The sequence below is a fragment of the Streptomyces sp. NPDC056061 genome, from assembly GCF_042266885.1.
In the GTDB taxonomy this organism is placed as follows: Bacteria; Actinomycetota; Actinomycetes; order Streptomycetales; family Streptomycetaceae; genus Streptomyces.
On record NZ_JBHJWQ010000001.1, the window covers coordinates 18,269 to 31,078 of the forward strand.

General features: G+C 72.3%; 9 protein-coding genes. 4 read left to right on the plus strand and 5 right to left on the minus strand.

Going from position 1 to position 12,810, the window contains the following annotated elements; genetic code table 11:
* Window positions 1–92: 92 nt before the first annotated feature.
* Window positions 93–1,391: a PspC domain-containing protein gene (locus ACFC79_RS00070; RefSeq protein WP_376233041.1), complete on the plus strand. Its 1,299-nt coding sequence runs from the start codon at window positions 93–95 to the stop codon at window positions 1,389–1,391.
* Complete coding sequence (locus tag ACFC79_RS00075; RefSeq protein WP_376233044.1) at window positions 1,375–2,070, plus strand: LuxR C-terminal-related transcriptional regulator; 696 nt, start codon at window positions 1,375–1,377, stop codon at window positions 2,068–2,070. The genes ACFC79_RS00070 and ACFC79_RS00075 overlap by 17 nt, the downstream gene beginning before the upstream one ends.
* An 87-nt stretch (window positions 2,071–2,157) precedes the next feature.
* Here the strand turns inward: ACFC79_RS00075 and ACFC79_RS00080 are convergent, their stop codons facing one another.
* Window positions 2,158–2,928 (minus strand): GNAT family N-acetyltransferase, encoded by a 771-nt coding sequence (locus ACFC79_RS00080; protein WP_376233045.1) that lies wholly within the window; start codon window positions 2,926–2,928, stop codon window positions 2,158–2,160.
* Window positions 2,929–3,037: 109 nt separating this feature from the next.
* Window positions 3,038–4,084: an NlpC/P60 family protein gene (locus tag ACFC79_RS00085; protein WP_376233048.1), complete on the minus strand. Its 1,047-nt coding sequence runs from the start codon at window positions 4,082–4,084 to the stop codon at window positions 3,038–3,040.
* A gap of 411 nt (window positions 4,085–4,495) precedes the next feature.
* On the opposite strand from ACFC79_RS00085, the gene ACFC79_RS00090 reads away from it, so the two are divergent.
* Complete coding sequence (locus tag ACFC79_RS00090; protein ID WP_376233051.1) at window positions 4,496–4,849, plus strand: hypothetical protein; 354 nt, start codon at window positions 4,496–4,498, stop codon at window positions 4,847–4,849.
* A 140-nt stretch (window positions 4,850–4,989) separates the two neighbouring features.
* Here ACFC79_RS00090 and ACFC79_RS00095 read toward each other — a convergent pair whose 3' ends face one another.
* Window positions 4,990–6,165, minus strand: coding sequence for an NlpC/P60 family protein (locus tag ACFC79_RS00095; RefSeq protein ID WP_376233054.1), 1,176 nt, complete (start codon window positions 6,163–6,165; stop codon window positions 4,990–4,992).
* 795 nt (window positions 6,166–6,960) lie between these two features.
* On the opposite strand from ACFC79_RS00095, the gene pcrA reads away from it, so the two are divergent.
* Entirely contained in the window at window positions 6,961–9,405 is a 2,445-nt protein-coding gene (gene pcrA, locus ACFC79_RS00100) for a DNA helicase PcrA (RefSeq protein ID WP_376233057.1), read from the plus strand.
* A gap of 54 nt (window positions 9,406–9,459) precedes the next feature.
* On the opposite strand, the gene ACFC79_RS00105 is transcribed toward pcrA, so the two are convergent.
* Together ACFC79_RS00105 and ACFC79_RS00110 are read right to left on the minus strand one after the other, a co-directional pair.
* A complete protein-coding gene (locus tag ACFC79_RS00105; RefSeq protein WP_376233059.1) occupies window positions 9,460–11,058 on the minus strand; it encodes a M23 family metallopeptidase in 1,599 nt (532 codons plus the stop codon).
* A gap of 399 nt (window positions 11,059–11,457) precedes the next feature.
* The gene (locus tag ACFC79_RS00110; RefSeq protein ID WP_376233062.1) at window positions 11,458–12,537 is read right to left on the minus strand and encodes an esterase/lipase family protein; all 1,080 of its coding nucleotides are present in this window, start codon (window positions 12,535–12,537) and stop codon (window positions 11,458–11,460) included.
* Window positions 12,538–12,810: the final 273 nt, after the last annotated feature.

A 12,810-nucleotide genomic window follows, 5' to 3' on the forward strand; every position in this document is an offset into this window, starting at 1 on the left:
AGTCCGCCGGGAGGGCTCCCGCCTGTCTCTCAGGGTGGAGTCCGGGGAGGACCCTGATGCCGCCGCCGGTCCGGGCATGTGACCATCGGGGCATGCAAGCCGCCACCCCCCGGGCCCCGAGCTCCCCCCGAACCGAGCCGGAGGAGCCGCCGTCGCGCAAGCTGTACCGCAGCGCCGACGGACGGCTGCTGGGCGGCGTCGCACGCGGTCTCGCCGGCCACCTCGGCCTGCCCGTCGTCTGGGTGCGGTTCGTCTTCGTCGGCCTGTTCTTCGCCGACGGCCTCGGCGCGCTGCTCTACGCCGTGTTCTGGATCGTCGTCCCCCTCGGCGTCGGCGGCGTGGAGGCGCCGCGCTCCCTGTTCGAGACCGCCCCGGACGGCAGTCGGCGGCTCCGCAAACCCGACAAGGGCCAGGTCTTCGCCCTCATCGCGCTGTTCATCGGCGCGATGATCTTCGTCGGCAACGTCGACATGGGCAGCGAGGCCGATCGCTACATCTGGCCCGTGCTGCTGATCGGCGCCGGTTCCGTCCTGGTGTGGCGGCAGGCCGACAACGCCCGGCGCGCCCGCTGGATGGAGGTCGGAAACCGCCGCCGGGTCCTGCACCTGGCCCGGGCCCTGGCCGGGGTCGCCCTGGTCGGCCTGGGACTCGCCGTCTTCATGGTGGTGCGCGGTTCCGCCGCCCAGCTCGGCAACGTCCTCACCGCCGCGATCGCGGTCCTCACCGGCATCGCGCTGCTCGCCGGCCCGTACCTCGTGCGCATGACCCAGGACCTCTCCGAGGAACGCACCATGCGCATCCGGGCCCAGGAGCGTGCCGAGGTAGCCGCCCACGTCCACGACTCGGTGCTGCACACCCTCACCCTGATCCAGCGCAACGCGGAGGACGCGGGGGAGGTCCGCCGCCTGGCCCGCGCCCAGGAACGCGAACTGCGCAACTGGCTCTACAACCCCGAGGGCACCGGCAAGGACGTGGACGACGAGCCCGAGACCCTCGCCGAGGCGGTCAAGCGCGCCGCCGCCGAGGTCGAGGACAAGCACGGTGTCCCGCTGGAGGTCGTCGTCGTCGGCGACTGCCCGCTGGACGAGAAGCTGGCCGCACAGATGCAGGCAGCGCGCGAGGCGATGGTCAACGCCGCCAAGTACGGTGGCGAGGGCGGCGCCGTTCAGGTGTACGCCGAGGTCGAGGGCCGGACGGTCTTCGTCTCGGTCCGCGACCGGGGGCCGGGGTTCGATCTGGACTCCGTACCAGGGGACAGAATGGGCGTACGAGAATCAATCATCGGCCGGATGCAGCGCAACGGCGGTACGGCGCGGCTGCGTTCGGTGCCCGGCGGGGGCACGGAAGTCGAGCTGGAGATGGAGAGGGCGAGCGATGACGGAGACCACTGAGGCGGCCGGGGGCCCGGAGCGCCGGGTACGGGTCGTGCTCGTCGACGACCACCGGATGTTCCGCACCGGTGTCCAGGCCGAGATCGGCCGCACCGAGGAGACGGGCGTCGAGGTGGTCGGCGAGGCCGCCGACGTCGACCAGGCGGTCACCGTCATCACGGCGACCCGCCCCGAGGTCGTCCTCCTCGACGTCCACCTCCCGGGCGGCGGTGGTGTCGAGGTGCTGCGCCGCTGCGCCCCGCTGATGGGCGCAGTCGACAATCCGGTGCGGTTCCTGGCGCTGTCCGTCTCGGACGCCGCCGAGGACGTCATCGGGGTCATCCGCGGCGGCGCCCGCGGCTACGTCACCAAGACCATCACCGGTACCGACCTCGTCGACTCGGTCTTCCGGGTCCAGGACGGCGACGCGGTGTTCTCGCCCCGGCTGGCCGGCTTCGTTCTCGACGCGTTCGCCTCCACGGACGCGCCCCCGGTCGACGAGGACCTGGACCGGCTGACCCAGCGTGAGCGCGAGGTGTTGCGGCTGATCGCCCGCGGCTATGCGTACAAGGAGATCGCCAAGCAGCTGTTCATCTCGGTGAAGACCGTCGAGTCGCACGTCTCGGCGGTGCTCCGCAAGCTCCAGCTGTCGAACCGGCACGAGCTGACCCGCTGGGCGACGGCCCGACGGCTGGTCTGAACCCGCCCGCGCTGCGCCGTCGGCCCGTCCCGCACCCCTGTCCGTGCGGGGCTGTCCGTCGGTGGTCCGTCCGTCCGCGCGAGCCCGTCAGTCCGCCTCGCCGTCGGCGAGCGAGATGTTCACCTTCTCGCCGACCCGGCGATAGCCGATGCCCGCGTAGATCCGCTCCACGTCCGCGTCGCCGGGCTCCAGCCACACCACCCGGCAGCCGCGTGCGAAGGCGGTCGCGGTCAGGTGGGCGGAGAGCGCGGCGCCGATGCCGCGGCGGCGGAAGGCAGCGGCGACGGCGAGTCCGGCCAGTTCGCTGATGCCGTCGACCGGGAGCGAGCAGCCGCCCGCGCCCGCCGGTGTGCCGTCGAGCGCCGCGAGGGCGGCGACACCGCCGCCCGAGGCCGCCTCGCGCAGCCAGGCGGCCTCGCCGCCCTCGGGCTCCCCGGTCCCGCCGTACCCGTGGTGCTGGACCAGCGCGGCGGCGTCGAACTCCGCGTCGGTCGCCGGTTCGGCGACCGCCAGGCCGTCCACCGGCTTCGGCGGCAGCAGGCCACCGGGGGCGCAGGCCATGATCGGGGTGCGGCTCTCCACCGTGAAACCGGCGGCGAGCAGGGCCGGTTCGACCGCGGGCGCCCAGCCGGGCAGGAACTCCAGCCGGGGCAGCCGCTCGTGCGCGCGGAACGCCTCGACCAGGGCGTCGAGATCCGCCGCCGTCGGTTCGGCGTCCCGGTCGGGTATCGCGTAATTGGCGTACTTGATCGACCAGTTCGGGTTGTACCGCACGGTGAAGGGCCCGATCCGGAGGTGGTCGGGCGAGCGCAGCGCGAGCGTACGGGCATGGGTCTGGACTTCGAGGTCCATGGTCATGTACGGGTTTCCTCAGGCCGATTGGTCCGGCGGCGGGCGGATCCGGCGCCGGTCGCGTCCGATACCCGGACCGACCCGGGGCCGGTCCGGAGCGTGATCGGGTCGGAGCCTATGCCACCCGGGTCGCCCCGGCGAAGGGCATCTGGTCGATCGGCGCGATCCTGACCGGCGCACCCGGACGCGGGGCGTGGATCATCTGGCCGTTCCCGATGTACAGCCCGACATGGCTGATGCCGGAGAAGAAGAACACCAGGTCGCCCGGGGCCAGTTCGGAGCGCGGGACGCGGTGGCCCGCGTTGATCTGGGTGTACGTGGTGCGGGGCAGCGAGACACCGGCGGAGCGCCACGCGGCCTGGGTGAGCCCGGAGCAGTCGTAGGAGGACGGACCGGTCGCGCCCCAGACGTACGGCTTGCCGAGCGCCCCGTACGCGAAGGCGACGGCCGCGGCGGCGCGGGCGCTCGGTGCCTGCACGGACCCGCGGGGCATGTCGCGGTCGGCACGGGACCCGGCGGGCCCCGCGTCCGCGTCCGCGTAGGCGGTGCGCTCGGCCGGGGTCAGGGTGGCGAGGAGGCGCCGTGCCTCGGCCAGCTTGGCGGTGATCGACGCCTTGTGCTTCTTCAGCTCGGCCTGGCGTGCCGCCAGGGCCGCCAGCTTCTTCCCGGACTCCGCCCGCAGTTGGGCGATTCGGGCGACCTGCCGTTCGACCGCGTCGACCTCGACGGCCCGACGGTCGCCGATCCGGTCCACGAACGACGCGCGCTCCAGGTACTGGTCGGGGTCGGAGGAGAACGCGAGCTGCACGGTCGGGCTCAGCCCGCCGCTGCGGTACTGCGCGGCGGCGAAGGTGCCCAGGGAGTCACGTGCGGCGTTGAGGCGTTCGGTCCGGCGGGCGGCCTCGTCGCGCAGGTTGTCGACGGCTTCGGCGGCGGCCGCCGCCCGCTCCTTCGCGCCGTTGTACCGCTCGGTGGCGACCTCGGCATCGTGGTAGAGCCGGTCGACCTCGGCCTCGACCTGGGCCGGGGTGCGCCGGGGGTCGGCGTGCGCGGAGCCCGGGAGGGCGGCAGCGGTGGCGGCCCCGGTGATGGCGAGGGCGGCCGCGGTGCGGGCGGCAGTGCCGGTGTACGGGCGCTGCCTGGGTTTCCGATGCGCTGCCACGGGGGCGTGGGTCCTTCCTGGCGACTGCCCGTCGGGGACTACCGACGGGCCCGCCCGAGGCCCGGCGGCGGACCGCCAACGGGGGAGCGGTCCGCCGCCGGAGTTCTCGGCGGGGCTGGCCGGTGCCGTCCGGAAGCGGAGCGGCGGTGCGTCCGGCCACCTGGTCAGGGACGCTAATCCCAGGGCACGGGAAAGAGTCGTAATGACGCTCATTGCCCGAATTTGACGTGCCGCTGCCGTCAATCGATCGGAAAATTGCACCAGAGTCAGGCAATTGGTGCATACATGAGTGAAGCTTCAGGGCCGGGTCACGTTGACCAACGACCTGGGGAGACCGCTCCCTCCTGCCCCCAGGTCGTAAGGCGCACCTGGCTGTCGGGGGGTGATATGGGCGGAGCTAGGCTGCGCCCCATGGACGTACTCATTCATGTCTTCGTCGCCCTGCACATCATCGGTATCGCCTCGCTGCTGGGCGGTTTCCTGACCCAGATGAAGGCGATGGGCGCGGGCACGGCCAGGTTCGTCCCGGCGATGCTGCACGGTGCCCTGACGATGCTGGTCACCGGCGTCGCGCTGGTCGGTCTGAGGGAGGCCGACGGCGGCCAGGTGAACAACATCAAGATCGGGGTCAAGCTGCTGGTCCTGGTCGTCGTCCTGGCGCTCGTCTACATCAAGCGTGACGAGGAGAAGGTCGACAAGGGGGCCTTCGCGGCGGTGGGCGGGCTGACCCTCGCCAACATCTTCATCGCCACGCTCTGGGTCTGAGGCAGCTCCATCGCCACGCTCCGGGGCCGAGGCGTTTCATCGCCACGCTCCGGGGCCGAACCGGGTCCGGCCGCCCGGGGGCGTGAGGACGTGAGGAACCGGTCTGGGTCCGGGAAGCCCCGGACCCGGACCGGGGCGGATCACGCCGGGCGGACGCTGCCGTAGATCGGCATGTAGTAGATCGACTCCTCGCGGACGTTCGCCCCCGGCTTGGGGGCGTGGATCATCATCCCGTCGCCCTTGTAGATGCCGACGTGGCTGATGTCGTCGTAGAAGAACACCAGGTCACCTGGGCGCAGGTTCTCCGTGGCGACCCGGGTGCCCGTCTTCACCTGGTCCCAGGTGGTGCGAGGCAGGTCGACCCCCGCCGCCCTCCACGCGGCCTGGGTGAGCCCGGAGCAGTCGTAGGAGGACGGGCCGGTCGCGCCCCAGACGTACGGCTTGCCGATCTGGGCCCTCGCGAAGGCGAGAGCCTTCTCCGCCTCGGCGGTGGTGCTGCTGCCCGAGCCGGTCCCGGTGTCGGTTCCCGTACCCGAGCCGGTCCCGGTGCCAGTGCCGGTATCCGTCCCGCTGCCGGAATTCTGCTCCGCGTGCCGGGCCTCCGCCTCCGCCGCGGCCTGCCGTTGCGCCAGCTCCTTCGCCCGGCGCTCGGCCTCCTGCTCCTTCTTCCGCTCCAGCGCGTCGAGCCGCGCCTTCTCCTCGGCGGTCAGCTGCGACAGCAGCGTGCGCGCCTCGCCCAGCTTCTTGCGGACGTCGTCCTTGCTCGCGCGCAGCGTGTTCTGCGACTCGGTCAGCGTCTCCAGGCCCCGCACCGCCTCCGCGCGCTTCTTCGACGCACTGGCCTGCTGCGTGCGGAACTCCGATATCGCCTGCTCCTGCCGGCTGGTCAGCCGTTCCATCAGATGACGCTGGTCGAAGTACGCCTGCGGGTCGTCGGCGAGGAAGAAGGTGGCGTTGGGCGCGACGGTCCCGGTGCGGTACTGCGCGGCGGCGTAGGCGCCGAGGGTCGTGCGGGCCTCGTTGAGCCGGTCGGCGCGCTTCGCCGCGTCCTTCAGCAGGGCGTCGACCTTCGCGCGCTGGGCGTCCGATGCCTCCTTCGCCCGGTTGTACTTCTGGGTGGCCGTGCCCGCCTGCCGGTAGAGGTCGTCGACCTTCTTGCGGACCTCCTCGATGCCGGGCTTCGGGCCCGGGGCCGCTGCGGCGTTCTGCGTGGAGAGCAGGGTCACCGACGCCAGTGCCGCCGTCGTGAGCCCCACGGCCGGTGCGGTGGTACGCGTCCGGGGACGCGGTTTGCGGTGTGATGCCAAGATCGGCATCTCCTTCCGTGGACCGCCTGCCGGGTCGGTCGTCGCCGGTCTTCGGTGACCGGGAGGGGCGGACGGAGCGCAAGTGCCGTTCACGGCACTCGGCCGTCCTGCGGTCCCTGTGGGGGAGGGGACCGGTTGACCCCGGTGTTGCTGTGGGTCCCGGCTCCGGCCCGTGGAACGGGGCCGGATTCGGCGCGGGCACCCGCTCGGCGTGGTTCGCCTCAAGGGGGGACGGGCCGCCCGGTCGAGCACGCTAGCCAACGCGAGGTGCTGCTGTGAAGGTTGATGTTCGATATGACCGATACGTCTTCGTGACCGGGCGACGGAGGGGCGACGGCGGAGGTCCTGCGGAGGGGGGTGCGGTGGCGGACGCCCGGCGGGCGGGGCGGTGGCGGACGCCCGGCGGCGGGGCGGTGGCGGCATGACAGCAGGTCGACGGCAGGACGGTGACGGCGGCGGGGTGGTGACGGCGGCACCGGGAGCCGGGAGCAGGGAGCCGAGGGACGGGGGGCGGAGGCGCCGCGGGGAGCCGGGCGACGGGGCCGGAACGGGCGGCCCGGTCGTGGCCGCGCGCAGGACCGGTGCGCGGTTCGTCATGCGGCCGTCGCGTGTCGGCGCGGCAGCCCAAGAGTTGTCCCGTAATCCGTGGTGGATCGGCGCGCGGCGTCGGATACGGTGCATCGCAAGGCGGAGGAACCTCCGCATACTGGATGTATGCGGAGGTTCCGACAACGCCGCGAGGAGCCGTAGTTGTTGTCGCACGCCCGCCAGGGATCACGGGACAGCGCTTAGACTCGGCAAGCGATGAGCAGCCTCTTTGACGACAGCTTCCTGGCCGGCCTCCAGAACTCGGAGGAGGAGCCCCCGCCGCCCCCCGAGGACCCCGCACCCGAGGTGGTGCCGGAGGACCTCTTCGCGGGCGTGTTCGACGGGCCGCCGCCCAGGGACGCGTACTACCGCGATGGCGCGGACCGCCCCGTCGTCGACCCCGCGGCGCTCCTCGACGGGCTGAACACCGAGCAGCGTGCCGCCGTGGTCCACGCGGGCTCGCCACTGCTCATCGTCGCCGGGGCGGGCTCCGGCAAGACCCGGGTGCTGACCCACCGCATCGCCCACCTCCTGGCCACGCGCGGGGTGCACCCCGGTCAGATCCTGGCGATCACCTTCACCAACAAGGCAGCGGGCGAGATGAAGGAGCGCGTCGAGCAGCTCGTCGGCCCCCGCGCCAACGCGATGTGGGTCATGACGTTCCACAGCGCCTGTGTGCGCATCCTGCGCCGCGAGTCGAAGAAGCTCGGCTTCACCTCGTCGTTCTCGATCTACGACGCCGCCGATTCCAAGCGGCTGATGGCCCTGGTCTGCCGCGATCTCGACCTCGACCCGAAGCGCTTCCCGCCGAAGTCCTTCACCGCCAAGGTCTCCAGCCTGAAGAACGAGCTGATCGACGAGGAGACCTTCGCCGGACAGGCAGCGGACGGCTTCGAGAAGACCCTGGCCCAGGCGTACGCGATGTACCAGGCACGGCTGCGCGAGGCCAACGCGCTGGACTTCGACGACATCATCATGACGACGGTCCACCTGCTCCAGGCGTTCCCGGACGTCGCCGAGCACTACCGCCGCCGCTTCCGGCACGTCCTGGTCGACGAGTACCAGGACACCAACCACGCCCAGTACACCCTCGTGCGCGAACTGGTCGGCCCGGTCGGCGGGGAGGGCGACGCCCCCGCCGAGCTGTGCGTCGTCGGTGACGCGGACCAGTCGATCTATGCCTTCCGCGGCGCCACGATCCGCAACATCCTCCAGTTCGAGGAGGACTACCCGGACGCGACGACGATCCTGCTGGAGCAGAACTACCGCTCCACGCAGACCATCCTGTCCGCCGCCAACGCGGTCATCGAGCGCAATGAGAGCCGCCGCCCCAAGAACCTCTGGACGAATGCCGGTACGGGAGCCAGGATCACCGGCTACGTCGCCGACACCGAGCACGACGAGGCGCAGTTCGTCGCCGACGAGATCGACCGTCTCACCGACGCGGGCGACGCCAGGGCCGGCGACGTCGCGATCTTCTACCGCACCAACGCCCAGTCCCGTGTCTTCGAGGAGATCTTCATCCGCGTCGGCCTGCCCTACAAGGTCGTCGGCGGCGTGCGCTTCTACGAGCGCAAGGAGGTCCGGGACGTCCTTGCCTACCTCCGGGTCCTCGCCAACCCCGAGGACACCGTCCCGCTGCGCCGCATCCTCAACGTGCCCAAGCGCGGCATCGGCGAGCGTGCCGAGGCGATGATCGACGCCCTGTCCCTGCGCGAGAAGATCACCTTCCCGCAGGCCCTGCGCCGGGTCGACGAGGCGTACGGCATGGCGGCCAGGTCGGCCAACGCCGTCAAACGGTTCAACACGCTGATGGAGGAGCTGCGCACGATCGTCGAGTCCGGCGCGGGCCCGGCGGTGGTCCTGGAAGCGGTCCTGGAGCGTACGGGCTACCTCGCCGAACTCCAGGCGTCCACCGACCCGCAGGACGAGACGCGCATCGAGAACCTCCAGGAACTCGCCGCCGTCGCCCTCGAATTCGAGCAGGAGCGGGGCGAGGCGGGCGAGGAGGGCGCGGGCACGCTCGCCGAGTTCCTGGAGCGGGTCGCGCTCGTCGCCGACTCCGACCAGATCCCCGACGAGGACGAGGACGGCTCCGGCGTCATCACGCTGATGACCCTGCACACCGCGAAGGGCCTCGAATTCCCGGTGGTCTTCCTCACCGGCATGGAGGACGGCGTCTTCCCGCACATGCGGGCGCTGGGCCAGACCAAGGAGTTGGAGGAGGAGCGGCGTCTCGCCTACGTCGGCATCACCCGGGCCCGCGAGCGGCTCTACCTGACCCGGGCGGCGATGCGCAGCGCGTGGGGCCAGCCCTCGTACAACCCGCCGTCGCGGTTCCTGGAGGAGATCCCGGACCAGCACCTGGAGTGGAAGCGGAAGGGGCCGATGGCAGCCCCGGCCGGACCGACGTCGGGGATCACCTCGTCGCTGTCCGCGTCGCGTGCGCGCTCCGGCCCCTCGGGCTTCGCGACCCGGCGGACCTCGGACAAGCCGACGATCACGCTGGCCGTCGGGGATCGGGTCACGCACGACCAGTTCGGCCTCGGCACGGTGACGGCGGTCGAGGGCGTCGGCGACCAGGCGAAGGCGACGGTCGATTTCGGGGACGAGCGCCCGAAGAAGCTGCTGCTGCGGTACGCCCCCGTCGAAAAGCTCTGACGGCGCGACCGGAAGGGCCTGCCGGGCTCCGTGAGCCGGCGGGACCCTTCCGGATCAGGTCGGGTTGACGTCGTGGCCGCGGAGCCAGGGCAGCGGGTTGATGGCCGAGCCGCCGCCGGGCCGCACCTCGAAGTGCAGGTGCGGGCCGGTCGAGTTCCCGGAGTTCCCGGAGTACGCGATGACGTCGCCGGCCTTGACCGGGCCCGAGCGGATCTTGGTGGTGCTGAGGTGGCAGTACCAGGTCTCGGTCCCGTCGGCCATGGTGACGATGGCCATGTTCCCGTAGGCGCTGTTCCACTGGGTGCGCACCGTGCCGTCGGTCGCCGCCATCACGGGGGTGCCGTACGAGACGGGGAAGTCGATGCCCGTGTGCACGGACATCCAGTTGACGCCCGCCTGGCCGAAGTATGCGCTGAGACCGTGCTGCGCGACAGGCATGACGAACTTGGGGCGCAGCGCCTCCTTGCGGGCGGCCTCCTCCATGCGCTTCTTCTTCTCGGCGGCCTGCCGCTCCCTCAGGTCGATGCGTTCCTGGGTGCGGCTGGCGCGGTCGAGGAAGTTCTCCGCGTCGGCGCTGAGGTTGGCGAGCTGGGTGTCCAGCTTGTTGTTGGCGGCGACCGGCTTGACGGAGCCGGGGTCGGCGGCCGCCATCGTGGTGGTGTTGTCGTCCTTCTTGTCCTCGCCGCCCAGGCCGCTGACGGAGGCCGCGGCGATACCGGCCACGCTCATCACGCAGGCGGAGGGAACGGCGACAGTGAGCAGCGCGGAACGCTTCGCGGGGGAGCGCCTCCGGCTCCGGCCGCCGGTGCCGCCGCCACGAGTGGCCGGGCGGTCGGGCGAACGGCGGGGGCCGACCACCATGCCGATCGTCTCGGCGGTCGGATCCACGGCGTCGTCGTCGCTGTCGTCCGTGCCGGTGGCGGCACCGGCGCTCGTACCGGGAGCCGCGTAGGCGGAGTCATGGTCCGGAACCCCGTGGGCCGCCCCGGAGTCGTCCGCGGCCGGGTGCTCCGCGGCCGTCGGTACCTGGGGCAGCACCTGTGTGCTGTGCGCGGCGGGCTGCTCGTGCTCCGGCTCGGGTGCGGCGCCGGTGTTCCAGGCGGTGGCGTCGTACGCGCCGGTGTCGTAGGCGCCGGCGCTGTACGCGGCCGTCCGGGTCGTCGCCCACTGGCCGGTCTCGTACCAGCCACTGGTGTCCCACTGGCCCGACGTGTCCCACTGCCCCGTGGCGTCCGGCGCGCCGGACTGCGACGAGAGGTCGGCGAAGCCATGGACCGCGGTCTCGGTGGTGTCGTACCCGGAGACGGGCGTCCATGTGGCCGTCGTGTCGTACGTCGGACCCGCGGCGTACAGCGGCTGTGCCGCGTCGTACGGGGCGTAGGAGTCGTACGAAGCGGTCGGGTGCGCACCCGTGTCCCACTGGGTGGAGTCGTAGTGGCCGTCGTATCCCGATCCCGTCGGACCGGACGGACCGGCGACATGGCCCGCGTCGTACCCGTTGCCGTGGCCGCTGTCGTACTCGGCGCCGTGGCCGTGGTCGTGCCCGTCGCCGTGGTGGCCGGGGAGGGAACCGAAGAGCGGATCGGTGGTGAAGCTGCCGGTGGCCTGACTACCGTACCCGGCATACCCGGCGTGGGGGTGCTGGTCGTTCACCAACTTCTCTCTCGCCTCGGCAGCAGGACCTGTGATCTGGGGGCCGGTGCACGGTTCCCAGAGGGGGAGCAGTGGCCGCGACTGTACCCGGCGGTATGCGGCGCGGACAATCTTCGGCGGGCGTGGACGGCTCAGGAAACGGGCAATCGGCCGTCTTTCGACGGGCTGCACACACAGCCTTGGCCTTATGTTCGAAACGCGTTCTATTTGTGGTGCCCCGAGTCGTGGTGCCCCGAGGCTGGCGTGTGTGTGGGGGCGGGCGGTGCATGTGGCGGCGAGTGCCGCCGCGCGGCATCGCGAAGGGGGTGGGGGCACGGACGGCCGCGCCGGGGCGGACGCGGTTGTGGCGGCGCGGGGACGCGATGCGGCGGGCCGGGGCGGTGCTGCGGGCCGGGACGATCAGGCCGGGGCCGAGGGGCGTGGCCTGGGGGATCGGGCCGCCGGTGCCGCTCCTGCGGCGTCGTCGCCCGTTGCCGGGTCGGGGGCCTCGACCGCCGAGCCGCGGGATTCCAGCACCTGGCGGACGGCAGCGGTGACGGTGGGATGCACGGGGAGCGCGAGGTGGCCGATGCCGGTGACGCGGATGTTCAGCGCGTCGAGGTCCGGATGGTCGACGCAGGCCGCCTCCGCCGGGACGATCACCCGGTCGAGTTCGCTCCAGAAGCTCACGAAGCGGGTGCGGCAGCCCGGTGCCGCACGGCGCAGCTCCTCGATCGGTGCGGAGTCCGTACGCATCTGGCGCACGATCGGGTGAGCGCTCGCGGGCGGGGCGACGGCGGTGCCGCCGTGCGGCGTGCCGAGGGTGACCAGCGTGCGCACCCGCTGGTCACCGCCCAGTCGCTGCACGTAGTAGCGGGCGATCAGGCCACCGAGGCTGTGACCGACGATGTCGACCTCCCGGTGTCCGGTACGGGCGCAGATCTCCTCGATGTGGCGTCCGAGCAGTTCGGCCGCCGTACGGACGTCGCAGGTGAGCGGCGAGTAGTTCAGGGACTCAAGGTGGCGCCAGCCGTGCCGGGCCAGGGAGCGGCGCAGCAGCACGAAGACCGAGCGGTTGTCGATGAAGCCGTGCAGGAGGACGACGGGCAGCCGCTCGCCATCCCCGCCATCCCCGCCCCCACCCGTGACGGCGGGGGAGGGCGCCCCGGCGGGCGAGGAACGGGTCGCGGATGCGACGGTGCCGGACGGGGCGGCGGCATCGGAGGAGGCGGCGGGCAGGGCGGCGGTGGTTGTTTCGGCGGGGGGCGGGTGCGGGTGCGGTCCGGAGGGCCGGGGCTCGCAGGTCGCGGCGGTGCAGGCCGGATCGGCCGGCCTCGGCGCGGGCCGTCGTTCCCCGGCGATGCCGGTGGGGTACAGCAGAACGTGCCCGGCGAGGATCGCGAGTTCGAGGGCGGTGGCCTTGAGCAGCGCGGACGACGGCGGGGTGAGGCTCGGGTGCGGCCATGGCGGCAGCGGGGGAAGGAACGGCAACGGTTTCATGGCCGACCTCCTGGTTCGGCGGCCCGGGCCCGGCGGCCGGTTCGGATTCGACGGCCGGACCGGCGGCCCGGGAAGCCTCGGGAACGCGGCTCGGAACGCGCCCGGGTTTCGTGGCCGGTGGGCCGTACCACCGTGCCGCGCGGCTGGCGGCGCGGTGGTACGGCGACCTCGCAGTGGCTCTCCCGGCGACCGGATTCGCACGGCACGCGCGCCGTGCCGTGCGGGAACGGCAGCCGGTGAACATGTCCCACGTGTGATTTCCCCCTCCCCGCA